Below are 21,662 nucleotides of genomic sequence, written 5' to 3' on the forward strand. Positions count from 1 at the left end.
CTGTGGCGGCGCACCCTCTGTGGCGGCTCAGCCGAGTCGACCGCCCGCACCGGTGCCGACCTACGGCTCCTGCTGTCCCGCGGCGCTGACCGGCTGCGCCGGTACCGTCCACGGAAGTTCGATGGAGACGGTCTTGCCGCCCTCCCGCGTGGGCCTGACTCTCAGTTTGCCGCCGCACTCGGCGGCGAGCCAGCGCACGATCACCATCCCGCGCCCGTTGTCCTGCTGCACCGCGGCCGGAAGGCGCTTGGGGAAGCGGGGATGGCTGTCGGTGACCCCGATGCGCAGATGTTCGTCACGGTCCAGCTCGATGTCCACCGTAAAGGTGGGCGACTGCCCGAAGGTGTGCTGTACGGCGTTGGTGGCGAGTTCGGAGACGATGAGGCGGACTGTCTCGGCGGTGTCGGTGGCCGAGGGCAGTCCCCACTCCGCGAGGGTGCTCAGGACGTAGGTGCGGGCCGCGGACACCGAGGCGGGTTCGCTCGGCAGAGTGACGGATGCTTCCAGGTGATCTGCCATGGCGACGTCGTCCCTTTCCCACGGGACCGGAGTCCGACACGGTGCGGATGGTTCGAGTACGGTCCCGGACTGGTGGTTCTTCGTCAGAGTGCCATTACCGGGGCGGTGACGGGTGCCGATCCACCAAGATATGCATATATCTGTCGCTCGAAGCGGTGAACTCTGCGACGCGAGACCGTATTTGGGCGGCTCGTAAGGAGTAAGGAGTAGCGCATGCAGCACGGTCCCGCGGTACGCCGTAGAAAGCTGGGTGCCGAACTGCGTGCGCTGCGCGCGAGTGCGGGGCTCACCAGCGGTGAGGCCGCCCGGCTCGTGGGCTGGCACCAGTCGAAGGTGAGCCGGATCGAGACCGGCGCCAGCGGGGTGAAACCGGCCGATGTGCGGTTACTCCTGGACGCATTCGGTGTGACGGACGCGGATCTGCGGGAGCTGTTGCTGGTATTGGCGGGTTCCGACGGGAGCGGCGGTGGCCGGCACCACTGGTGGCACGCCTACCGGGGCGTACTGCCGCCGACCTACCGGGACTTCATCAGTCTGGAGTCCCAGGCGAGCGAGATGCGCACTCTGGAGACCTCGGTGGTGCCCGGGCTGCTCCAGACCCCCGAGTACGCCCGCGCGGTGACCAGGGCCGCGGTGGACGGGCTCGACGACGAGCGGCTGGACGCGCTGGTCGAGGTGCGGCTGGCCCGTCAGGACGTGCTGCGCGCCGAGCGGCCGCTGGAGCTGAGCGCCGTCCTGGACGAGGCGGTGCTGCGGCGGGAGGTCGGCGGGCCGGAGGTGATGACCCGGCAGCTGCACCGGCTCCTGGAGGCGGCCCGGCTGCCACAAGTGTGCCTACAGGTACTGCCGTTCACGGCCGGGGCGCATGTGGGCATCACCGGGCCTTTCGTAATCTTCTCATTTTCGAGCACTTCTGATCTGGACGTGGTTGTTCTCGACCACTTGACGAGTAGCCTCTACCTCGAACGGAAAGAAGACCTGGAGGCCTACACCGAGGCCTTCAACACCCTTCAGGGCCACGCCCTTTCGCCCGAGGAATCGTTGGATTACATCGCCGGGATAGGTGACGGCGCGTAAGGAGGCACCATGTCTGCACTGCCTCGGCACGTTCCTTCCAGTACCGATCTGCGTGAAGTGCGGTGGCTGCGCAGCAGTCACAGCACCGGAGCGAACAACTGCGTCGAGACGGCGAGGCCGTCGGCCGGGCCCTGGGCCGGGCTGCTCGCCGTCCGCGACTCCAAGAACCCGGACGGACCCGCGCTGCTCTTCTCCCCCGAGAGCTGGGCGGGCTTCACAGCCGCGTTCTGACCGTCAGTCCATCCGGCGCACGGCCGTGTCACGCCGACTCATGGTCGTGTCCCGCCGATCACCTGTACAGCGCGTTCGATCTGCTCCTCGGTCAGGTCTGCGCGGGCGGTCAGCCTGAGCCGTGAGATCCCGTCGGGCACGGACGGGGGCCGGAAACAGCCCACGAACAGCCCGGCCGCACGGCAGTCGGCCGCCCATTGCACGGCCTCCTCCGGGGAGGGTGCCCGCACCGAGACCACCGCGGCGTCCGGACGTACCGCTTCCAGACCCGCGGCGGTCAGGCGTGCGTGCAGTCCGGTCGCCACCTCACGCGCGCGTGCGGCCCGTTCGGGTTCACGGCCGAGCAGCCGCAGGGCCGCGAGGGCGGCTCCCGCCGCCGCGGGGGCCAGACCGGTGTCGAAGATGAACGTCCGTGCCGCGTTGACCAGGTGCTCGACGACCCGTGCGGGGCCGAGCACGACACCGCCCTGGCTGCCGAGCGACTTGGACAGCGTGACCGTGACGACCACGTCGTCGGCGCCCGCGAGTCCCGCCGCGTGCGGGGCCCCGCGGCCGCCGGCGCCGAGCACGCCCAGGCCATGGGCGTCGTCGACGACCAGGCCCGCTCCGTGCTCCCGGCATGCCTCGGCGAGGCCCGCCAGGGGCGCGGCGTCGCCGTCGACGGAGAAGACGGTGTCGGAGACGGCGAGGGCGGGACCGTCGTGCGTACCGAGCGCCTTGCGGACGGCGTCCGGGTCGGCGTGCCCGACAACCTGGGTCGTGCCGCGGGCCAGCCGGCAGCCGTCGATGAGAGAGGCGTGGTTGCCCGCGTCGGAGACGATCAGCGAGCCGTGCGGGGCGAGCGCGGTGACGGCGGCGAGGTTGGCCGCGTAGCCGGAGGAGAAGACGAGCGCGGCCTCGAACCCGCAGAACGCGGCCAGCTCGTGTTCGAGTGCGGTGTGCAGCTCGGTGGTGCCGGTGACGAGCCGGGACCCGGTCGCACCGCCGCCCCAGGTCCGGGCGGCCTCCTGAGCCCCCGCCACGACCTCGGGGTGACGGGCCAGCCCCAGGTAGTCGTTGCTCGCGAGATCGAGCAGCGGCGAGTCGGCCGGGCGGGGCCGCAGGCTCCGTACGAGTCCGGCCCGGCGGCGCGCCGCCGCCTGCTCGTCGATCCAGCCGAACGCCATGGGTCCTCCGGGCTTTTGTAGACAACGAACAGACCCTAGCGGCAGCAAACGCTACCCACGGTGTGGCAATACCCACACGTCAAAGCGGGTGAGTTGTTCAATCCCTACCTTGGCCCGGGGCGGGTCCGTAGGACAGGATCGGCTCTCATGGACCTGCTGAACACGCTGGTGGACAAGGGGCTTCGGCGCGAGCTGCCGACCCGCGAGGAGGCGCTGGCCGTACTGGCCACGTCCGACGACGAGCTGCTCGATGTGGTGACGGCGGCCGGGAAGGTACGCCGGCACTGGTTCGGGCGGCGGGTGAAACTCAACTATCTCGTCAACCTGAAGTCCGGGCTGTGCCCCGAGGACTGCTCCTACTGCTCCCAGCGGCTCGGGTCCTCGACCGGCATCCTGAAGTACACCTGGCTCAAGCCCGAGCAGGCCTCCGAGGCCGCCGCGGCCGGGCTGGCCGGCGGCGCCAAGCGGGTCTGCCTGGTGGCGTCCGGACGCGGCCCGACCGACCGGGACGTGGACCGGGTCGCCGGCACCATCAAGGCGATCAAGGAGCAGAACGAGGGCGTCGAGGTGTGCGCCTGTCTCGGTCTGCTCTCCGACGGCCAGGCCGAGCGGCTGCGCGAGGCGGGCGCGGACGCCTACAACCACAACCTGAACACGTCCGAGTCGACCTACGGCGACATCACGACCACCCACACCTACGCCGACCGGGTCGACACGGTGAACAAGGCGCACGCGGCCGGTCTGTCCGCCTGCTCCGGCCTGATCGCCGGCATGGGCGAGTCCGACGAGGACCTGGTGGACGTCGTCTACTCGCTGCGCGAGCTGGACCCCGACTCGGTCCCGGTCAACTTCCTGATCCCGGTCGAGGGCACCCCCCTGGCCAAGGAGTGGAACCTCACCCCGCAGCGCTGTCTGCGGATCCTCGCGATGGTCCGCTTCGTCTGCCCGGACGTGGAGGTCCGCATCGCCGGCGGCCGCGAGGTCCACCTGCGCACCATGCAGCCCCTCGCCCTGCACCTCGCCAACTCGATCTTCCTCGGCGACTACCTCACCACCGAGGGCCAGGCCGGCAAGGCCGACCTGGAGATGATCGCCGACGCCGGGTTCGAGGTGGAGGGCGCGGACGAGGTGACGCTGCCCCAGCACCGGGCGCACGCGGCGGCCACGGGTGGCTGCGGCTCGCACCAGGACGGCGGCTGCGGGGCGGGGGCGGACGCGGACGCCGGGTGCGGGGCGGGGGCGGATGCGGACGCCGGGTGCGGGTCGCACGCGGGCGGTGGCGTCTGCGGTACGGCCGCCTCGGCGCCGGCGGTGAGCGAGCCCAGGACGGACCTGGTCGCCGTACGCCGCCGTGGTGCCGGTACCGATCTCGCGCCCAATGCCTGATCTGCCCGGCCTGCCGGTGCCGGAACTGCTCGCGCTCGACCGGCGGCACGTGTGGCATCCGTACGGTCCGATGCCCGGCCGGGTCGACCCGCTCGTCGTGGAGTCGGCGAGCGGGGTGCGGCTGCGCACCTCCTCCGGTGACCTCGTGGACGGCATGTCCTCCTGGTGGTCGGCCATCCACGGCTACAACCACCCGGTCCTGAACGAGGCCGCCCGGGAGCAGCTCGGGCGGATGAGCCATGTGATGTTCGGCGGGCTCACCCACGAGCCCGCCGTCCGGCTGGCGAAGCTCCTTGTCGACATGTCCCCAAAGGGTCTTGAGCATGTCTTCCTGGCCGATTCGGGGTCGGTGTCGGTCGAGGTCGCGGTGAAGATGTGCCTCCAGTACTGGCGCTCGCTGGGCCGCGGCGGCAAGCAGCGCCTGCTGACGTGGCGCGGCGGCTACCACGGGGACACCTGGCAGCCGATGTCGGTGTGCGACCCCGAGGGCGGGATGCACGAGCTGTGGTCCGGGGTGCTGCCCCGCCAGGTGTTCGTGGACGCGCCCCCGGCCGGATACGAGGAGGCGTACGCCGAGCAGCTGCGGGCGGCGATCCAGCGGCACGCGGACGAGCTGGCCGCGGTGATCGTGGAGCCGGTGGTGCAGGGCGCGGGCGGGATGCGGTTCCACTCCCCCGCGTATCTGCGGGTGCTGCGCGAGGCGTGCGACGCGCACGACGTGCTGCTGGTGTTCGACGAGATCGCGACCGGGTTCGGGCGCACGGGCGCGCTGTTCGCGGCGGAGCACGCGGCGGTGACGCCGGACGTGATGTGCGTGGGCAAGGCGCTGACCGGCGGCTACCTGACGATGGCGGCGACGCTCTGCACCCCCCGGGTGGCCGAGGGGATCTCGCGGGGCGAGGTTCCGGTGCTGGCCCACGGCCCGACCTTCATGGGCAACCCGCTGGCCGCGTCGGTCGCCTGCGCCTCGATCGGGCTGCTGCTCGGGCAGGACTGGCTCGCGGAGGTCAAGCGGATCGAGGCGGGGCTCCGGGAGGGGCTGGCCCCGGCCCGCGAGCTCCCGGGCGTGCAGGACGTACGGGTTCTGGGCGCCATCGGGGTCGTACAGCTGGACCACGAGGTCGACATGAGGGCCGCCACGGAGGCCGCCGTACGCGAGGGCGTGTGGCTGCGGCCGTTCCGCGACCTCGTCTACACCATGCCGCCGTACGTCACCGGCGACGAGGACGTGGCACGGATCGCGCGCGCGGTGTGCGCCGCGGCGAAGGAGGGATGACATGCCGGTCCTGGTGATCACGGGCACGGGCACGGAGGTCGGCAAGACGGTCACCACGGCCGCCGTCGCCGCGGCGGCGCTCGCGGCCGGGCGGACGGTCGCCGTCCTGAAGGCCGCGCAGACCGGCGTACGGCCGGACGAGGCCGGGGACGTCGAGGAGGTGGCCCGGCTCGCGGGTGCCGTGACGAAGGCCGAACTGGCCCGTTTCCCCGAGCCGTTGGCCCCCGCGACGGCCGCGCGCCGGGCCGCTCTGGAACCGGTCCACCCCGCCGGGATCGCCGAGGCCGCCGCCAAGCTGGCCACCGAGCACGACCTGGTGCTGGTGGAGGGGGCGGGCGGGCTGCTCGTCCGCTTCGACGAGGCGGGCGGGACCCTGGCCGACGCGGCGGAGCTGCTGGGGGCTCCGGTCCTGGTGGTGGCGTCGGCGGGCCTGGGCACGCTCAACACCACGGAACTGACGGCACGTGAACTGCGCCGTCGCCGACTGGAGTTGGCGGGTGTGGTGATCGGCAGCTGGCCGGACTCCCCCGACCTCGCCTCGCGCTGCAATGTCGCGGACCTCCCGGAGGTGTCCGGGGCCCCGCTGCTCGGCGCCCTGCCGGCCGGGGCGGGGCGGCTCGCACCCGTCGACTTCCGTGCGGCGGCCCCGAGTTGGCTGGCACCGCGGCTGGACGGGACGTGGGACGCGGAGGCGTTCGGGGTGCGCGAGGCGGGCTGATCCGCTGAGGGGCTTCGCCCTGGGTGCAGGCCGTCGGGAGGGGACCTGCGGCCTCGCCCTGAGCGCGGGCCGTCGGAGGACCTGCGGCTTCGCCCGGGGCGCGGGCCGTGAAGGGAGCTGCGGCTTCGCCCGGAGCGCGGGCCTTCAGAGGACCTCGGCCTCGCCCCGAGCGCAGGCCGAGAGGACCGCGGCCTCGCACCCCGAGCGCAGGCCGTCAGAGGACCGCGGCCTCGCACCCTGAGCGCAGGCCGTCAGGGGACCTCGCTTCCGGCGATGAGCCGTACCAGGTCGATGCGGGAGCGGATGCCCAACCGGGTGAACACGCCCCGCAGATGGTGGTCGATCGTGCGGGGGCTGAGGGCCAGGCGGGCGGCGATCTCGCGGTTGGTGGCGCCCTCGGCGACCATGCGGGCGACCAGCAACTGCTGGGCGGTGAGACGCGTGGCCGGATCGGCGGAGTGGGTCGGAGCGGCGGGGGCGCCCAGGGCACGGAGTTCGGCTCTCGCCCGGGCGGCGCAGTGCGGTGCGCCGAAGTGGTCGAAGGCTTCGAGCGCACTGTGGAGCCGGTCCCGGGCCTCCGTGCGATGCCGCAGACGGCGCAGGGCGCTGCCGAACAGGAGCTCGGTGCGGGCGCGTTCGAAGTCCCGGGTGCCGCGGGCGTGCAGGGCGAGGGCCGTGCGGTAGTGCTCGACGGCTTCCTCCCCCGGCGCCAGCAGGGCCCGGCAGCGGGCGCTCAGGGCGAGGTCGTCGGGGCTGCGGACGACCGTCGCCCAGCGGTGGTAGTCGGCGTGGGCGGCGCGCGCGATCCGGGTGTCGCCGGTGCGGACGGCGGCCTCGACGTAGTGCGGGGTGGCCAGGTGCCGGATGGCCCGGTGCCCGTGGCCGGGGCCGAACCCGGCGAGGGCCCGCAGCCGGGCCGCCGCACCGGCGAAGCGGCCGTCGGTGAGGTCGAGGAAGGCGAGCGCCCACTGGGCGAGGGCGGCAGGCAGGCCGAGGCCCCGGGCCAGGGCGTACGACCGCGCGGCGGCGGCCCGTTCACGGCAGACGTCGGCGTCGCCGGTGATCGCCGCGAACATGGCGAGGGCGGCCTGGAGGTGACAGGCCCCGTTGTCCTGACCGGTGGCGTACGCCTGGTGCAGGGCCTCCGTCGCGGCGGCCCTGCCGGCTTGCGGGCGGCCCGTCCAGAAGTCGGCGTAGGCACGGAACTCCATGGCCTGCGCCTGGACGCCGGTCGCGCCTCGGGCACGGGCGGAGGCGGCCGCGCGCAGGGTCGCGGTGGCGGCGCGGGTGTGGTCGCCGAGCATCAGCGCGGCGATGCCGGCGTGGACGAGGAGGGTGGGGTCCCCGCCCGGCCCACAGCGCCCGGCGGCCGCCTGGAGAAGGTCGCGGGCGTCCTCGTACCGCCCCTCGAAGGCTGCGACGAGTCCCCCGAGGGTGCCGGGCGACGCGACCCCGAGCCGCTCGGCCACCCGGGCCGCCTCCCGGCAGCGCCGCAGGTCGCCCGTGTAGACGGCGGCCTCGGTGGCGCGGGCGAGGAGGTGGGCGGCGGGGCCGAAGGACGCCCCCCGATCTCCTGACGTCACGCCCCCGTCCGACGAATCGCCTGGCGCCCCGCCCGAGGAATCGCTCGGCGCCCTCTCCTCGTCCGAAGAATCGCTCGGCGCCCTCTCCGCGTCCGAAGAATCGCTCGGCGTCCCCTCCCCGTCCGAAGAATCGCTCCGCCTCCCCTCCCCGTCCCGGGAATCGCTCCGCCTCCCCTCCCCGCCCGACGAATCGCCCGGCGCCCCCTCCGCGTCCCGACAATCGCCAGGCGCCCCCTCCCCGTCCGGAGAATCGCTCGGCGTCCCCTCCCCCTCCGGAGAATCGCCCGGCGCCCCCTCCCCCTCCGGAGAATCGTTCCGTCCCCCGGTTCTCGCGCGGTGCGCCACCGCGCCCAGCAGCGCGTCGAACGCCTCCGTGGCGTTGCCCGAGCGGAGCGCGAGCAGGCCCGAGAGGGCGTCGTCCGCCGTGCCGTCGGCCACCAGGCGGCGGGCCCGGTCGCCGTCGCCGGCCTGCCAGGCGTCGGCGGCGGCACGTGTCACCAGACGCGAGCGCTCCGCAGGATCCGGACAGAGCGTGGCGGCCCGCTCCAACAGTGCCCGGGCAAGGGCGGGTTGACCGGTGCGGCGAGCCTTGTCGGCCGCACCCCGCAGCTCCGCCACCAGCCGTGCGCTCGGGCCCAGCGCGCCCGCGCCGCGGTGCCAGGAACGCCGGGGTGACTCGCCGTGCCCGTGCAGCACCCTGGCCAGCAGGCGGTGGACGTCACGACGGTCGGCCGGGGACCCGGACTCGTACGCGGCGATCCTCGTCCAGGTGTCCCGGAAGACCACACCCCCGGTACCGAAGTGCGCCACGCCCGCGGTCTCCGCTCGTTCCAGCGGGCGGGTGTCGAGGCGGGCGGCGGTGACGGCCCGGGAGAAGGCGTGGGTGGCGACCGGGTACTGGTCGGCCGCCGCGAGGAGCAGCAGCAGGCGGGTGTCGTCGGGCAGGGACCGGATCTCCGCGCGTAGTGCGCGCAGCAACTGCGGTGCCAGCGAGGCGGGTTCGGTGGGGAGCGGGTCGAGTCCGGCCGACTGGCGGTCGCTCAGCAGCGCCACGAGCTCGGCGGCGGCACGCGGATCGCCGTAAACGGAATGCAGCAGCCGTACCCTCACGCCCTCGGGAAGCGCCTGGATCACGCGTCTCGGTGGCGAAGTGCGGCTCGGATGCGGAGGGTTCACCGGAGTCACCACGCAACTCACGTTACTGGCGAGTTAATTGACCCGTAAAGACCGGCGATTTCGCCGATGCCACGCGCGTGGACCCGGCCCGACACTCCTGGCAACCCCACCCGTTTCAGGAGGCATCATGCAGCGCTTCGGGCGTCGCATCGCCGCGGCCGGCACGGCCGTGGTCTCTTCGCTCCTTCTGGCACTCTCCCTCGCCGCGGTCCCCGCGCAGGCGGCGAGCCACAACCCGATCGTGTTCGTGCACGGGCTCAGCAGCGATGCGAGCAGCTGGGACGACTGGATCGCCGACTTCAAGGCGGACGGCTACAGCGCCTCCGAGCTGGACGCCTGGTCGTACAGCTGGTCCCAGTCGAACGTGACCACCGCCCAGCAGCTGGCCACCGAGGTCCAGCGGGTCCTGAAGGCGACCGGCGCCTCCAAGGTCGACCTGGTCACCCACTCCATGGGTGCGCTGAGCGCCCGCTACTACCTGAAGAACCTGGGCGGCACGGCGTACGTGGACGACTTCGTGTCGGCGGCCGGCGTCAACCACGGGACGACCACGGCCTCCTGGTGCGCGTGGCTGTACACCTCGTGCGCGGAGATGAACACCGGCAGCTCCTTCCTCACCGCCCTCAATTCCGGTGACGAGACGCCGGGCAGCGTCTCCTACGCCAGTTACTGGTCCAACTGCGACGACGCCCTCACCCCGGACACCACGGCGATCCTGAACGGCGCGACGAACGTCGAGGTGGGATGCATCTCGCACACCGACATGAACAACGACTACGGCGTCTACCGACAGGTGCGCGCCTTCGTGCAGTAGCCGCCCGAGGGGGTGCGACGGGGTCCCACGGGGGACAATCGCGGTAGGACCCGTCCTCGGTGAGGGAGGCTGTCATGCCGCTACGGTCCGCCGGCACCGGCAGGGTGTCCCGGGATCCCGTCCACCATCCGCTCTTCGCCCGGTATTACGAGCGGGCCAGCGTCACCGCCGAGACAAGGCTGGGCATGGCCGACGTGCGCCGGCGGCTGCTCGCCGGGCTGTCGGGGCGGGTGATCGAGATCGGCGCGGGCAACGGTCTGAACTTCGCGCACTACCCGGGTACGGTCTCCGAGGTCGTGGCGATCGAACCGGAGCGCCGGCTGCGGCAGTCGGCCGTGGAGTCCGCCCTGCGCTCCGAGGTACCGGTCGATGTGGTGCCGGGCACCGCGGAGGCGCTGCCGGTCAAGAGCGAGGCCTTCGACGCCGTGGTCGTCTCGCTGGTCCTGTGCAGTGTGCGCGATGTGCCCCGCGCGCTGAGCGAGGCACGGCGAGTGCTGCGGCCGGGCGGGACCGTGCGGTTCTTCGAGCACGGCAGGGGCGGCGGGCCCGGGATGCGTTTCACCCAGCGCGCCCTCGACCGGACGGTGTGGCCGCTGCTGAGCGGCGGCTGCCATCTGGCCCGCGACCCGGTCGGGGCGTTGCGCGAGGCCGGGTTCGAACTCGGCCCCTACCGGCGGATGTTGCTGCCGGAGAACGGTCCGAAGCTGCCCCCGTCCTTCTGCGTGCTGGGTACCGCGTGGCGGCCCTCACCGACGGACGGCTGATCACAGGGCCGTCCCTGCGGACGGCTGATCACAGGGCCGTCCCTGCGGACGGCTGATCACAGGGCCGTCCCTGCGGACGGCTGATCACGGGGCCCACTCGCGCAGCACGCTGATCACAACGTCCACTTCCGCAGCTCGCGCGCGATGTCGTGCACCGAGGCGTCGCCCTTCTTGGCCACCTTGGCGAGATCACGGACGAGCACCGGCGAGGTGACGACCCTGAGGCCGCTGGCGACGAGGTAGGCGTAGGCGACCGCACAGGCGAAGAGGGCGTTCGTGCGCTCCAACGCCGGGACGTGGATGAGGAGTTGCAGCAGCGCGGCGGCGCGCAGATGCGGGTTGTCGTAGACGGGGATGTCGAAGATCTCTGCCTCGTGCCGCGCCACGGCGGCGACCAGGGCACCCCAGTCGGTGACCTGGGGGTCGCCCGGGGTCTTCTGCTCGGCGAGCATGAGCAGCCAGGCGAGATCGATGTGCAGATCGCTCAACGACCCTCGTCTTCCTTGCCGTCCTTGCCGAACTCCTCCACGAAGACGGACTCGTACTGCTTCATGAAGTCGGCGGCGGCCTCGACGAAGGCCTGCCCCGCCTCTCCGGTGTCCTTCATGACCAGCTCCTCGATGTAGCGGTTGACGCTCACGCCACGGGCGAGGGCACGTTCACGGGCGGCGCGGGCGGTGCCCTCGTCCACCCGCACGTTCAACTGAGTCTTCGCCATACCTAGAAGCTAGCGCCGATCCGCTAGCACCGGCAAGGGGTGCCCGGGACAGGGCGAAAGGATGGCGCTTGCACGGGGTGTCCCTTACACCGGTGTCAGGGGCCCGACCTGGGAGGGAGGGCGCCTCGGCCGCAAGGGGGATATCGGGTGTGGGGCGGATCACATTACCCTCGGCCCATGGCCACTGCTGCGGAGGACGCCCCCGAGACCGCTCCGACCGACGGGATCGCGGCCCGCGCCCGCGGTCTGACCAAGGCGTACGGCGGCGGCGAGACGGCCGTGGTCGCGCTGGACGCCGTGGACGTCGACATCGCGCGCGGCCGTTTCACCGCCGTGATGGGGCCCTCGGGCTCCGGGAAGTCCACGTTGATGCACTGCCTTGCGGGGCTCGACACCGTCTCGGGCGGGCAGGTGTGGCTCGGCGACACCGAGATCACCGGCCTGAAGGAGCGCGAGCTGACCCGGCTGCGCCGGGACCGGATCGGGTTCATGTTCCAGTCGTTCAATCTGATCCCGACACTGAACGCGGCAGAGAACATCACCCTGCCCATGGACATCGCGGGCAAGAAACCCGACGAGAAGTGGCTGGACCAGGTCATCGACACCCTGGGACTGCGGGACCGCCTCAAGCACCGGCCCGCGCAGCTGTCCGGTGGTCAGCAGCAGCGGGTCGCGTGCGCCCGGGCGCTGGCCTCCCGGCCCGAGCTGATCTTCGCGGACGAACCGACCGGCAACCTCGACTCGCGGGCGGGCCTAGAGGTGCTCGGCTTTCTGCGCGAGGCGGTCGACCAGCTGGGCCAGACCGTCGTCATGGTCACCCACGACCCGGGCGCCGCCGCCCACTCCGACCTGGTGCTCTTCCTCGGCGACGGACGGATCGTGGACAGCATGGAGCGGCCCACTGCCGAGGCGGTGCTGGAGCGCATGAAGCGGTTCGACGTGATCCGGGGCCAGTCCTCCCCCGGAGGCGGCGGCTCCTCCCCCGGGGACGAGGGCTCTCCCCCGGGAGGGGCGGCACGGACGACGCCACCCCCGACGACGTGACCCTCGACAAGGACTGACCCCGTGCTGAAGGCGACACTGCGCAGTTTCCTCGCCCACAAGGGGCGGCTGGTTCTCTCCGCTCTGGCCGTCGTCCTGTCCGTGGCCTTCGTCTCGGGCAGCCTGATCTTCTCCGACACACTGAGCCGTACCTTCGACCGGCTCTTCGCCTCGTCCGCGCCCGACCTCACGGTCAGCCCGAAGGAGGACCTCAAGGAGGCCGTCCCCTCCGGGACCACGGCCACCCTGCCGGCCGCGCTCGCCGACCGGGTGGCCCGGGTCGACGGCGTCGGGGCGGCCCGCTTCGACGCAGAGGCCGACGGGATCACCGTCGTCGACTCCCGGAACAAGTCGGTGGGCTCGACCACCGGCGCCCCCACCATCGGCACCGACTGGAACCCGACCTCGCGCAGCCCGGTGAAGCTCACCTCGGGGCACGCCCCGCACGGCGCCGACGAGGCGTTGGTCGACTCGGAGACCGCGGACCGCAAGAACCTGCGGATCGGCGACTCGCTGACCGTGATCGCGGCTCCCGGCTCGTTCACGGTGCGGATCGTCGGCATCGTCACCTTCACCACCACCAACCCAGGTGCCTCGCTGGTCTATCTGGACCCGCCGACCGCGCAGACGAAGCTGCTCGGCTCCGCCTCCGCCGCCACCAGCATCTCCGTCGACGCCGCCGACGGCGTGAGCAACGACCAGCTCAAGCAGCGGGTGGCCGCGGCGCTCGGCACGGGAACCTACGAGTACCGGACCGCTGCGGAACAGGCGAAGTCGGACATCGACCAACTGGGCGGATTCCTCGACGTCATCAAGTACGTGATGCTCGGATTCGCTGGGATCGCCGTCCTGGTCGGAGTCTTCCTCATCGTCAACACCTTCTCGATGCTGATCGCCCAACGCACCCGTGAACTGGGCCTGTTGCGCGCCCTCGGAGCCGACCGGCGGCAGGTCCGGCGCTCGGTGCTCACCGAGGCGACCCTGCTCGGGCTGGTCGCCTCGACGGTCGGGCTGGGCGCGGGCATCGGGCTGGCGGTCGGGCTCATCGCCCTGATGAACGCCTTCGGCATGAACATCGACACCGGGGAGATGGTCGTCGGCTGGGGGACGCCCGTGGCGGCGTACGTCGTCGGCGTGGGCGTCACCTTCGTCGCGGCCTACCTCCCGGCCCGGCGGGCGGCCGGTGTCTCCCCCATGGCGGCCCTCGCGGACGCCGAGATCGCCGGAATCGGACGGCCGTTGAAGGTCCGCGGGATCGTGGGCGGCCTGGTGGGCGCGGCGGGCGCCGCCGCGCTCGTGGGGTGCGTGCTCGCGTCGAGGACGGCGACGGCGGCCTCGCTGCTCGGCCTCGGTGTGGTCCTGACGCTCCTCGCGACCGTGATCGCGGGACCGCTGCTGGTGCGGCCGGTGATCCGGGTGCTGGGCGGCGCCTTCCCGGCCCTCTTCGGCCCGGTCGGGCGGATGAGCCAGCGCAACGCCCTGCGCAACCCCCGCCGCACCGGCGCCACCGCGGCCGCCCTCATGGTCGGACTCGCCCTGGTCGGCGGGATGTCGGTGGCCAGCGCCTCGATGTCCAAGTCGTTCGACGACCAGATCGACAAGACCCTGGGCGCCGACTTCGTCGTGCAGAACGGCAACTTCCTGCCCTTCCCGCAGGAGGTCACGGACGCGGTGCGGAGGACCGAGGGCGCCGGGCTCGTCGTACGGTCGAGGTTCGCGCCCGTCGCCGTGACGCTGCCGGACGGCAAGCGCGTCGAGACGACCGCTGCGGGCTACGACCCTCAGCTCGACGAGGTCGCCCACATCACCTACGCGCGGGGCGACACCGCGGCCGCGCTCGCACCCGGGCACCTGGCCATGGACCTTGACTTCGCGCGCGACCACGACGTGAAGGTCGGCAGCGGGATCCCCGTCGAGTTTCAGGGCGGGCGCCGTACCGAGCTGACCGTCGGCGCCCTCACCGACCAGGACTCCGCGGACGGGTTCGGGACGCAGGGCGGGATCTACTTCGGCCTGGGCACGCTGGAGCGGTTCGCGCCGGGCGGCCAGGAGTCCGCGCTCTACGTCAACGCCGCCTCCGGTACGAGCGCGGACCGGCTGCGCACGGCACTGGAGCGGACGCTGGACCGGTATCCGCAGGTCCAGGTGCGCGACCTGGCCGACTACAAGGACCTGGTGCACGACCAGATCGCGGTCCTGCTCTATCTCGTGTACGCGCTGCTCGGGCTGGCGATCGTCATCGCGGTGCTCGGGGTGGTCAACACCCTCGCCCTGTCGGTCGTGGAGCGCACCCGGGAGATCGGGCTGCTGCGTGCCATCGGGCTGGCCCGGCGTCAGCTGCGCCGGATGATCCGTCTGGAGTCGGTGGTCATCGCCGTGTTCGGCGCGGTGCTGGGGCTGGCACTGGGACTGGTGTGGGGGGTGTGCACCCAGCAGGTGCTGGCGCTCCAGGGCATGAACGCGCTGGCGATCCCCTGGGGCACGCTCGTGGCGGTCGTCGTGGGCTCGGCGGTGGTGGGCGTCGTGGCGGCGCTGCTGCCTGCCCTGCGCGCCTCGCGCATGAACGTACTGGCGGCCATCGCGCACGAATGACGGCGTCGCGGGGCACCTCAAGTCGCTTACCGCCGAGGAGAGTCCATGCCCCGCACCGATCAGCCTCGCCTTGATGAGCCACGCCCCGATCAGCCCCACCCCTCGGGCCGGCGGGCGAGCGGGTGGACCATCTCCGGCACACGGTGGAGGAGATGGACCGGCTGCTGTCCGCCGGGGACCATGACGGCCTTCACCGGGGTGCTGGCACAGCGCGAGCGGTACGGCTTCACGTATCTGACGGGTGCTGGAGGCATCCATGGAGGCGTTCGCACCGCGGGCCGGTACCGGCGGAGCCGCCGGCGGCGGGTGTCCGGATGGTGGAATTCCGGGTGCCGTGCCGTCTCGCGTGATGGGATCGCCGTATGACCGACCTGCGGATACGGGCCGCCGGGCCCGACGACCTGGACACCGTGCTGGCCTTCTGGAAGCAGGCCGCCGAAGGCACGAGCATCAGCGACGACCGGGACGGCGTGGAGCGCCTGGTGTCCCGCGACCCCGAGGCGCTGATCCTCGCGGAGCTCGACGGTGAGCTGGTGGGGACGGTGATCGCGGGCTTCGACGGCTGGCGGTGCCATCTGTACCGGCTCGCGGTGCACCCCGAGCGCAGGCGGCGGGGCATCGGGGCCGCGCTGCTCACGGCCGCCGAGGAGCGTTTCGTACGGCTGGGCGGGCGGCGCGGGGACGCGATGGTGCTGGTGCGCAACGAAACCGCACAGCACGCATGGCGCGCCGCTGGGTATGCGCCCGAGGAGAAGTGGCGGCGCTGGGTGAAGCCATTCACCGGGCAGGACGGGCGATCCTGAAGCCCTTCACCGGGCAGGACAGGCGATCCTGAAGCCCTTCACCGGGCAGGACAGGCGATCCTGAGGCGCCTCGCCGGCCGGAACCGGCGATCCTGACGCTCTTCGCCGGGCTAGGACGGGCGATCCTGGGGACCCTGTCCGATCATGGGACGGAGGTGACCCGATGACCGAAGTGCTCCTCCTGCTGGTCGCGATCCTGCTGTCGCTGGCCTGCGGTGCCTTCGTGGCCGCGGAGTTCTCGCTGACGACGGTCGAGCGCGGACAGCTGGAGCGTGCGGTGGAGCGCGGCGAGCGGGGCGCGTCCGGCGCCCTGAAAGCCGTACGGAATCTGACGTTCCAGCTGTCCGGGGCGCAGCTCGGGATCACCGTCACCAACCTGGTCGTCGGCATGCTCGCCGAACCGTCGATCGCGGCGCTGATCGCCGGGCCCCTGGAGTCGCTCGGGATCCCGGCGTCCACGTCGAGGTCGCTGGCGCTGGTGCTCGGCACCGCGCTGTCCACCGTGTTCCTGATGGTGGTGGGCGAGCTGGTGCCGAAGAACTGGGCGATCTCCTCGCCGCTGGCGGTGGCCAAGCGGGTGGGCACCGCGCAGAGCTGGTTCAGTGCGGCCTTCCGCCCCTTCATCACACATCTCAACAGCACCGCCAACCGGGTCGTACGGCTCTTCGGCGTGGAGCCCGCGGAGGAGCTGGCCTCGGCGCGCGGGCCGCAGGAGCTGGCCGCGCTCGCCCGGCACTCCGCGCGCGAGGGCGCGCTGGAGGCGGACACCGCCGAACTGTTCGTGCGCACCCTCAACCTCGCCGACCTGACGGCGGAGAACGTGATGACCCCGCGCGTCCAGGTGGTCGCCCTCGACGTCCAGGCGACCTGCGAGGACGTGGCGAACGTGACACGCGCGACCGGGCTGTCCCGGTTCCCCGTCTACCGCGGCAGCCTCGACTCGGTGGTGGGCATCGCGCACATCAAGGACGTGCTCGCGGTGCCGGCCGATCGGCGGCCCCGGGCCTCCGTGGCCGAGCTGCTGCGGGAGCCGCTGCTGGTGCCGGAGTCCCTCACCGTGGACCGGCTGCTGGACCGGCTGTCCGGCAAGCGGACGATGGCGGTCGTCATCGACGAGTACGGCGGGACCGCGGGCGTGGCCACGCTGGAGGACATCGTCGAGGAGGTGGTCGGCGAGGTGCGGGACGAGCACGACCCGCACGAGACCCCCGACCTCGCCCCCGCCGGCACCGACGACGAGGGCAGGGAGTTGTTCCACGCCGACGGTTCGGCCCGGATGGACCAGCTCGCCCGGGTGGGTCTGCGGCCGCCCGAGGGGCCGTACGAGACGCTGGCCGGACTGGTGGCGACCGAGCTCGGGCGGATCCCGGCGGTCGGCGACTCGGTGGAGGTCGCCGGCTGGCGGCTGGACGTGGTGGACGCCCAGGGGCGCCGGGCCGCGCGGGTGCTGCTGCACGCGCCGCCGACCGACTGCTCCGGGGAGTCCGAAGGAACTTTCGGGGAGTCCGCGGGGCAGGGAGTCCGGGAGCGCGGGGAGGGGGCCGAATGACCGTCGTCCAGTTGCTGATCGGTCTGGCGACCCTCGTCGTCAACGCGTTCTTCGTGGGCGCCGAGTTCGCGCTGATCTCGGTGCGGCGCAGCCAGGTCGAGACGTACGCCGAGCAGGGCGACCGGCGGGCGAAGAGCGTGCTGTGGGGTCTGGAGCACGTCTCCGCGCTGATGGCGGCGGCGCAGCTCGGGATCACGCTGTGCACGCTGGTCCTGGGTGTGGTCGCGGAGCCGGCCATCGCGCATCTGCTGGAGCCGGTGTTCCACGCGGTGGGCGTGCCGGAGGGCGCGGGGCACGCGGTGTCCTTCGTCATCGCGCTGGCCCTGGCGACCTATCTGCACATGCTGCTCGGCGAGATGGTCCCGAAGAACATCGCGCTCGCGGAACCGGTGCGCAGCGCACTGATGCTGGGACCGCCGCTGGTCACCCTGGCGCGCGGGCTGCGCCCGGTGATCTTCGCGATCAACGCCTTCGCCAACGCCCTGCTGAAACTCCTGCGGGTGGAGACGAAGGACGAGGTAACGGCCACCTTCTCGGACGCCGAGCTGGCCCGGATCGTCCGGGACTCCGGCGAGGCGGGCCTGATCGACGAGCGGGCCCGGGAGCGGCTGCACGACGCGCTGGAACTGGGACGCCGGCCGGTGCGGGACGTGGTGATGCCCCTGGAACGGGTCGTGTACGCGCGCGTGGGCGTCACCCCGGAGCAGTTGGAGGCGCTGTCGGCCGAGTCCGGGTTCTCGCGCTTCCCGGTGGTGGACGAGGGGCGGCGGATCGTCGGCTATCTGCACGTCAAGGACGCGCTGGACGCCTCGCCGCGGGACCTGCCGTTCCCGGTGCGCGACATGCAGCCGATCGCCCGGATCCGGGAGAGCACGCCCCTGGACGACGTCCTGACCGCGATGCGGCGCAGCCGGACCCATCTGGCGGCGGTCCTGGGCGCGGACGGGCGGCTGGCGGGCCTGGTGACGATGGAGGACGTGCTGCGGGAGCTGTTCGGCCGGCAGGTGTGAGCGGCGGCCCTGAGTGACCCCGGGTCGACCGACCGTCGGGTATGTGCACGGGATACCATTTCTTCCGCCATGCAGACGAATCCCACTTACTCCAGCCTGGTCGCGGTCGGCGACTCCTTCACCGAGGGCATGTCGGACCAGCTCCCGGACGGCACCTACCGGGGCTGGGCCGACCTCCTCGCCGGCCGGATGGCCGCCGTCACGCCCGGTTTCCGCTACGCGAACCTCGCGGTGCGCGGCAAGCTGATCCAGCAGATCGTCGACGAGCAGGTCGACGTGGCCGCGGCGATGCAGGCGGACGTGATCACGCTGGTGGGCGGCCTCAACGACACCTTGCGGCCCAAGGTCGACATGGTGCGAGTGCGCGACCTGCTGACGGAGGCCGTGGAGCGACTCGCCCCGTCCTGCAAACAGCTGGTGCTGATGCGCAGCCCCGGCCGCGAGGGGCCGGTCCAGGCGCGTTTCCGGCCGCGTATGGAGGAGCTGTTCACGGTCGTCGACGAGCTCGCCGCCCGGCACGGCGCGGTGGTCGTCGACCTGTACGGCGCGCCCTCGCTCTCCGACCAGCGCATGTGGGACGTGGACCGGCTGCACCTGACGGCGGAAGGCCACCGCCGCGTCGCCGAAGCCGTGTGGCAGACCCTCGGCTACGACCCCGAGGACACGGAGTGGCGTACACCGCTGCCGGCCACCGTACCGCCGAAGTGGCTGGCCCGCCGGATCGCGGACGTCCGCTTCACCCGGCAGCACCTGCTGCCCTGGATAGGCCGACGCCTGACGGGCCGCTCCTCCGGCGACGGCCTGCCGCCCAAGCGCCCCGACCTGCTGCCCTACGACCGGTAGGACACCGTGCACACGCGCGTGGTCAACGTCCGGGGCCGGCTCCACGAGTACGGCCCCCGGCTGGAACACGCGCCCGCCGACCTCGTCTACGTCGGCCGCCGCTGGACGATGGGCGGCTGGGACCTGCCGCGACACCCGCTCTACAACCCCTTCGCCTACGACACCCCCACGCGCCGCCGGGACGGCACGCGGGCCGAGGTGATGGCGAAGTACCGGGCGTATCTGCTGGAGCGGCCGGATCTGCTCGCCCTGGTGCCCGAACTGCGGGGCAGGGCGCTGGCCTGCTGGTGCGCACCCGAGCCGTGCCACGCCGGTGTCCTGGCGGAGCTCGCGGAAACGCTCTCGTAGGTTCCGACGAACGGGGCCCCGGCGCTGGCCTGCACGAATCGCCAGTAGAATCCGTACACGTGACTGCTCCCGCCAAGCCCCGCATCCCCAACGTCCTCGCCGGCCGCTACGCCTCCGCCGAGCTCGCCACGCTCTGGTCGCCCGAGCAGAAGGTGAAGCTGGAGCGTCAGCTCTGGCTCGCCGTGCTGCGGGCGCAGAAGGACCTCGGGATCGAGGTGCCGGAGCAGGCGCTCGCCGACTACGAGCGGGTCCTGGACACCGTCGACCTGGCCTCGATCGCCGAGCGCGAGAAGGTCACGCGGCACGACGTGAAGGCGCGGATCGAGGAGTTCAACGACCTCGCCGGGCACGAGCAGGTCCACAAGGGCATGACCTCCCGCGACCTCACGGAGAACGTCGAGCAGCTCCAGATCCGGCTCTCCCTGGAGCTGATCCGCGACCGCGCGGTGGCCGTCCTGGCCCGTCTGGGCAAGCTCGCGGGCGAGTACGGCGAGCTTGTCATGGCCGGCCGCTCGCACAACGTGGCCGCGCAGGCCACCACCCTCGGCAAGCGTTTCGCGACCGCGGCCGACGAGCTGCTCGTGGCCTACGCGCGCGTGGAGGAGCTGCTCGGCCGCTATCCGCTGCGCGGCATCAAGGGCCCGGTCGGCACCGCGCAGGACATGCTGGACCTGCTGGGCGGGGACGCCGCGAAGCTGGCCGAGCTGGAGGACCGGATCGCCGGTCACCTGGGCTTCTCGCAGGCCTTCACCTCGGTCGGCCAGGTGTACCCGCGCTCGCTGGACTACGAGGTCGTCACCGCGCTGGTGCAGCTGGCGGCGGCCCCCTCCTCGCTCGCCAAGACGATCCGGCTGATGGCCGGGCACGAGCTGGTCACCGAGGGCTTCAAGCCGGGCCAGGTCGGCTCCTCCGCGATGCCGCACAAGATGAACACGCGGTCCTGCGAGCGCGTCAACGGCCTCATGGTCATCCTGCGCGGCTACGCCTCGATGACCGGCGAGCTGGCGGGCGACCAGTGGAACGAGGGCGACGTGTCCTGCTCGGTGGTGCGCCGGGTCGCGCTGCCGGACGCGTTCTTCGCGCTCGACGGCCTGCTGGAGACCTTCCTGACCGTGCTCGACGAGTTCGGCGCCTTCCCGGCCGTCGTGGCCCGTGAGCTGGACCGCTACCTGCCGTTCCTCGCCACCACCAAGGTACTGATGGGCGCGGTGCGCGCGGGCGTCGGGCGTGAGGTCGCGCACGAGGCGATCAAGGAGAACGCCGTCGCCTCCGCGCTCGCGATGCGCGAGCAGGGTGCCGAGCGCAACGAACTCCTCGACAAGCTGGCCGCCGACGAGCGCATCCCGCTCGACCGCGCCCAGCTCGACGAGCTGATGGCCGACAAGCTGTCCTTCACGGGTGCCGCGGCCGACCAGGTCGCCGTCGTGGTCGGCCGGATCGAGGAGATCGTCAAGCAGCACCCGGCCGCCGCGGGCTACACGCCGGGGGCGATCCTCTGACCCGGTTGACCCCCGCGGACCTGGAGGCCGCCCGCGACCGGCTCGTGCCGGATGTCGTCGCGGACGGCCTCCGTGTTCTGTTCTGCGGCATCAATCCCGGGCTGATGACGGCGGCCACGGGCCATCACTTCGCCCGGCCCGGAAACCGGTTCTGGCCGGTACTGCATCTGTCCGGGTTCACCCCGAGGCTCCTGAAGCCTTCGGAGCAGGGCGAGTTGCTGTCGTACGGGCTCGGCATCACCAATGTCGTGGCCCGGGCGTCGGCGCGGGCGGACGAGCTGACCGCCGAGGAGTACCGCGAGGGCGGGCGGCTGCTGGCGGAGAAGGTGGCCCGGTTGAAGCCGCGGTGGCTGGCCGTGGTGGGGGTGACCGCCTATCGCGCCGCTTTCGACGACCGCAAGGCACAGGTCGGGCCGCAGGAACGGACCATCGGCGACACACGCCTGTGGGTGCTGCCCAACCCGAGCGGCCTCAACGCGCACTGGACGGCGGCGACGATGGCGGAGGAGTTCGCCCGGCTGCGGGTGGCGGCGGAGCAGGGCTGAGGGC

General features: G+C 72.3%; 22 protein-coding genes. 16 read left to right on the top strand and 6 right to left on the bottom strand.

The window, feature by feature from the left end; all coding sequences use genetic code 11:
• Positions 1–60: 60 nt before the first annotated feature.
• Positions 61–519 carry an ATP-binding protein gene (locus AQJ54_RS25165; RefSeq protein WP_020140464.1) on the bottom strand — a complete coding sequence of 153 codons (459 nt, stop codon included), beginning with the start codon at positions 517–519 and terminating at the stop codon, positions 61–63.
• A gap of 213 nt (positions 520–732) precedes the next feature.
• On the opposite strand from AQJ54_RS25165, the gene AQJ54_RS25170 reads away from it, so the two are divergent.
• Together AQJ54_RS25170 and AQJ54_RS25175 are read left to right on the top strand one after the other, a co-directional pair.
• Positions 733–1,596, top strand: coding sequence for a helix-turn-helix domain-containing protein (locus AQJ54_RS25170; protein ID WP_062026214.1), 864 nt, complete (start codon positions 733–735; stop codon positions 1,594–1,596).
• 9 nt (positions 1,597–1,605) lie between these two features.
• Positions 1,606–1,827, top strand: a complete 222-nt coding sequence (locus tag AQJ54_RS25175; protein WP_062241129.1) for a DUF397 domain-containing protein — start codon at positions 1,606–1,608, stop codon at positions 1,825–1,827.
• A 38-nt stretch (positions 1,828–1,865) separates the two neighbouring features.
• Here AQJ54_RS25175 and AQJ54_RS25180 read toward each other — a convergent pair whose 3' ends face one another.
• Positions 1,866–2,993, bottom strand: coding sequence for an 8-amino-7-oxononanoate synthase (locus AQJ54_RS25180; RefSeq protein WP_062241130.1), 1,128 nt, complete (start codon positions 2,991–2,993; stop codon positions 1,866–1,868).
• A gap of 147 nt (positions 2,994–3,140) precedes the next feature.
• On the opposite strand from AQJ54_RS25180, the gene bioB reads away from it, so the two are divergent.
• From bioB to bioD, 3 genes are read left to right on the top strand one after another with little or no spacing between them, the layout of a single operon-like run.
• A complete protein-coding gene (bioB, locus tag AQJ54_RS25185; protein ID WP_062241132.1) occupies positions 3,141–4,379 on the top strand; it encodes a biotin synthase BioB in 1,239 nt (412 codons plus the stop codon).
• Positions 4,372–5,655 carry an adenosylmethionine--8-amino-7-oxononanoate transaminase gene (locus AQJ54_RS25190; RefSeq protein ID WP_062241134.1) on the top strand — a complete coding sequence of 428 codons (1,284 nt, stop codon included), beginning with the start codon at positions 4,372–4,374 and terminating at the stop codon, positions 5,653–5,655. Before bioB ends, AQJ54_RS25190 begins: the two co-directional genes overlap by 8 nt.
• Before the next feature lies 1 nt (position 5,656).
• Positions 5,657–6,373, top strand: coding sequence for a dethiobiotin synthase (bioD, locus tag AQJ54_RS25195; RefSeq protein ID WP_062241136.1), 717 nt, complete (start codon positions 5,657–5,659; stop codon positions 6,371–6,373).
• A 251-nt stretch (positions 6,374–6,624) separates the two neighbouring features.
• On the opposite strand, the gene AQJ54_RS46800 is transcribed toward bioD, so the two are convergent.
• Entirely contained in the window at positions 6,625–9,090 is a 2,466-nt protein-coding gene (locus AQJ54_RS46800; RefSeq protein WP_062241138.1) for a helix-turn-helix domain-containing protein, read from the bottom strand.
• 169 nt (positions 9,091–9,259) lie between these two features.
• On the opposite strand from AQJ54_RS46800, the gene AQJ54_RS25205 reads away from it, so the two are divergent.
• Together AQJ54_RS25205 and AQJ54_RS25210 are read left to right on the top strand one after the other, a co-directional pair.
• Complete coding sequence (locus AQJ54_RS25205; protein WP_062026209.1) at positions 9,260–9,946, top strand: esterase/lipase family protein; 687 nt, start codon at positions 9,260–9,262, stop codon at positions 9,944–9,946.
• Between the two features lie 74 nt (positions 9,947–10,020).
• A complete protein-coding gene (locus AQJ54_RS25210) occupies positions 10,021–10,710 on the top strand; it encodes a class I SAM-dependent methyltransferase (protein WP_062241140.1) in 690 nt (229 codons plus the stop codon).
• 113 nt (positions 10,711–10,823) lie between these two features.
• Here the strand turns inward: AQJ54_RS25210 and AQJ54_RS25215 are convergent, their stop codons facing one another.
• Positions 10,824–11,198, bottom strand: coding sequence for a hypothetical protein (locus AQJ54_RS25215; RefSeq protein WP_020140474.1), 375 nt, complete (start codon positions 11,196–11,198; stop codon positions 10,824–10,826).
• Positions 11,195–11,428 (bottom strand): hypothetical protein, encoded by a 234-nt coding sequence (locus AQJ54_RS25220; RefSeq protein WP_030316380.1) that lies wholly within the window; start codon positions 11,426–11,428, stop codon positions 11,195–11,197. Before AQJ54_RS25220 ends, AQJ54_RS25215 begins: the two co-directional genes overlap by 4 nt.
• Before the next feature lie 177 nt (positions 11,429–11,605).
• Between AQJ54_RS25220 and AQJ54_RS25225 the strand changes: the two genes are divergently transcribed.
• Both AQJ54_RS25225 and AQJ54_RS25230 read left to right on the top strand, forming a co-directional pair.
• Complete coding sequence (locus AQJ54_RS25225; protein ID WP_062241142.1) at positions 11,606–12,472, top strand: ABC transporter ATP-binding protein; 867 nt, start codon at positions 11,606–11,608, stop codon at positions 12,470–12,472.
• A 21-nt stretch (positions 12,473–12,493) separates the two neighbouring features.
• Complete coding sequence (locus AQJ54_RS25230) at positions 12,494–15,061, top strand: ABC transporter permease (protein ID WP_062241144.1); 2,568 nt, start codon at positions 12,494–12,496, stop codon at positions 15,059–15,061.
• 89 nt (positions 15,062–15,150) lie between these two features.
• Here AQJ54_RS25230 and AQJ54_RS45745 read toward each other — a convergent pair whose 3' ends face one another.
• A complete protein-coding gene (locus tag AQJ54_RS45745) occupies positions 15,151–15,315 on the bottom strand; it encodes a hypothetical protein (protein WP_159055555.1) in 165 nt (54 codons plus the stop codon).
• Between the two features lie 108 nt (positions 15,316–15,423).
• On the opposite strand from AQJ54_RS45745, the gene AQJ54_RS25235 reads away from it, so the two are divergent.
• The 7 genes from AQJ54_RS25235 to mug all read left to right on the top strand — a co-directional run bounded on the left by AQJ54_RS25235 (position 15,424) and on the right by mug (position 21,658).
• Positions 15,424–15,864 carry a GNAT family N-acetyltransferase gene (locus AQJ54_RS25235; RefSeq protein WP_062241145.1) on the top strand — a complete coding sequence of 147 codons (441 nt, stop codon included), beginning with the start codon at positions 15,424–15,426 and terminating at the stop codon, positions 15,862–15,864.
• A 163-nt stretch (positions 15,865–16,027) separates the two neighbouring features.
• Positions 16,028–17,413 carry a hemolysin family protein gene (locus AQJ54_RS25240; RefSeq protein ID WP_062241148.1) on the top strand — a complete coding sequence of 462 codons (1,386 nt, stop codon included), beginning with the start codon at positions 16,028–16,030 and terminating at the stop codon, positions 17,411–17,413.
• Positions 17,410–18,423 carry a hemolysin family protein gene (locus tag AQJ54_RS25245; RefSeq protein ID WP_062241150.1) on the top strand — a complete coding sequence of 338 codons (1,014 nt, stop codon included), beginning with the start codon at positions 17,410–17,412 and terminating at the stop codon, positions 18,421–18,423. The genes AQJ54_RS25240 and AQJ54_RS25245 overlap by 4 nt, the downstream gene beginning before the upstream one ends.
• Before the next feature lie 69 nt (positions 18,424–18,492).
• Entirely contained in the window at positions 18,493–19,266 is a 774-nt protein-coding gene (locus AQJ54_RS25250; RefSeq protein WP_062241153.1) for an SGNH/GDSL hydrolase family protein, read from the top strand.
• A 6-nt stretch (positions 19,267–19,272) separates the two neighbouring features.
• Positions 19,273–19,614 (top strand): DUF4326 domain-containing protein, encoded by a 342-nt coding sequence (locus AQJ54_RS25255; RefSeq protein ID WP_062026201.1) that lies wholly within the window; start codon positions 19,273–19,275, stop codon positions 19,612–19,614.
• 59 nt (positions 19,615–19,673) lie between these two features.
• Entirely contained in the window at positions 19,674–21,113 is a 1,440-nt protein-coding gene (purB, locus tag AQJ54_RS25260) for an adenylosuccinate lyase (RefSeq protein ID WP_030316361.1), read from the top strand.
• The gene (gene mug, locus AQJ54_RS25265) at positions 21,110–21,658 is read left to right on the top strand and encodes a G/U mismatch-specific DNA glycosylase (protein ID WP_079070007.1); all 549 of its coding nucleotides are present in this window, start codon (positions 21,110–21,112) and stop codon (positions 21,656–21,658) included. Before purB ends, mug begins: the two co-directional genes overlap by 4 nt.
• The last annotated feature ends 4 nt before the right edge of the window (positions 21,659–21,662 follow it).

It is taken from the genome of Streptomyces griseorubiginosus (genome assembly GCF_001514195.1).
Lineage (GTDB): Bacteria > Actinomycetota > Actinomycetes > Streptomycetales > Streptomycetaceae > Streptomyces > Streptomyces griseorubiginosus.